Source organism: Actinophytocola sp. (genome assembly GCF_036555685.1).
Taxonomy (GTDB): Bacteria; Actinomycetota; Actinomycetes; order Mycobacteriales; family Pseudonocardiaceae; genus Actinophytocola.
The window spans coordinates 1-1,779 of sequence record NZ_DATBKY010000277.1 but is presented as its reverse complement, the minus strand read 5'-3'; the positions used below and the strand labels follow the sequence as shown (position 1 = coordinate 1,779).

At 71.0% G+C, this 1,779-nt stretch carries 1 protein-coding gene; it reads left to right on the top strand.

The window, feature by feature from the left end:
- Window positions 1-1,779 (top strand): DNA helicase RecQ (gene recQ, locus VH969_RS28190; RefSeq protein ID WP_331979656.1); only part of this gene is annotated, 1,779 nt, incomplete at both ends.

The following is a 1,779-nucleotide window of genomic DNA, read 5'->3' as shown; positions in this document are numbered from 1 at the left end:
CGCCGCGTATACGGCTACGACTCGTTCCGCGGCCAGCAGCAGGAGATTATCGAGCACGTCTGCGCCGGCGGCGACGCGGTCGCGCTCATGCCGACCGGCAGCGGCAAGTCGCTGTGCTATCAGATCCCCGCGCAGGTGCGCGAGGGCACCGGCGTGGTCATCTCGCCGCTGATCGCCCTTATGCAGGATCAGGTGGACGCGCTGAACGTGCTCGGCGTGAAGGCGGGCTTCCTCAACTCGACCCAGGATCCCGATTCGCGGCGCGGCGTCGAGTACGCGTTCATGGACGGCAAGCTGGACCTGCTCTACCTGGCGCCGGAGCGGCTCCGCACCGAATCGGCGCTGCGGCTGCTCGACCGCGGCACGATCTCGCTGTTCGCCATCGACGAGGCGCACTGCGTGGCGCAGTGGGGGCACGACTTCCGGCCCGACTACCTGGGCCTATCCGTGCTGCACGAGTGGTGGCCCGCGGTGCCGCGGATCGCGGTGACGGCCACCGCGACCGAGCACACCCGCGCGGAGATCGTCGCTCGGTTGTCGCTGAGCGGCGCGCGTCAGTTCGTGGCGAGCTTCGACCGGCCCAACATCCAGTACCGGATCGAGCCGAAGAACGAGCCGCGCCGCCAGCTGCTCCGGCTGCTGCGGACCGAGCATGCGGGCGAGGCCGGCATCGTCTACTGCCTGTCCCGGGCGTCGGTGGAGAAGACGGCGGACTTCCTGTGCGGCGAAGGGCTGGTGGCGATGCCGTACCACGCCGGGCTCGACGCGCAGACCCGTTCGGTGAACCAGTCGAGGTTCCTGCGCGAGGACGGGCTGATCATGGTGGCCACGATCGCGTTCGGGATGGGCATCGACAAGCCGGACGTCCGCTTCGTGGCGCACTTGGACCTGCCCCGTTCGGTCGAGGGGTACTACCAGGAGACCGGGCGGGCCGGCCGGGACGGGCTGCCGGCCACCGCCTGGCTCGCCTACGGGCTAGCCGACGTGGTGCAGCAGCGCCGGATGATCGACGACTCAGAGGGCGACCTCGCGCACCGCCGCCGGCTGGTGGCGCACCTGGACGCGATGCTCGCGCTGTGCGAAACGGCCGGCTGCCGGCGGCAGCAGATGCTGGCGTACTTCGGCGAGACCGGGACGGGCCCGTGCGGCAACTGCGACACCTGCCTGTCCCCCCCTTCGGTCTGGGACGGCACGGTGGCGGCGCAGAAGCTGCTCTCCACCGTTGAGCGGGTAAGACGTCTCGGCGGTCCCGCGTTCGGGGCCGGGCAGCCCATCGATATCCTGCTGGGTCGCAAGACGCCGCGGGTGCTGTCCTACGGGCATGATTCGCTGAGCACGTTCGGCATCGGCGGTGAGCTGACCGAGGGTGAGTGGCGGGGCGTGGTCCGGCAGCTGCTGGCTTCCGGGCTGCTCGCGGTCAAGGGTGATCACGGCACGCTGGGGCTGACCGACCTGAGCGGTGAGGTGATGCGCGGCGAGCGGCCGGTCGCGTTCCGCCGGGATCCGCCGAAGGTCCCGGCCCTGCCGCGGAGCAGGCGGGCGGCGGGCGGTTCCGGTGCCGGTTCCGGTGCTGGTGCTGGTGCGGCCGCCGCGGAGCTGCCACCCGAGGCAGAGCCGGTGTTCGAGCGGCTGCGCGCGTGGCGGACATCGGTCGCCAAGGAACTCGGCATGCCGCCGTACGTGATCTTCCACGATTCGACCCTGCGGCTCATCGCGGCCTCGCCGCCGTCGACGCTGGACGAGCTGAGGCAGGTCAATGGCGTCGGCGCTACCAAGCTC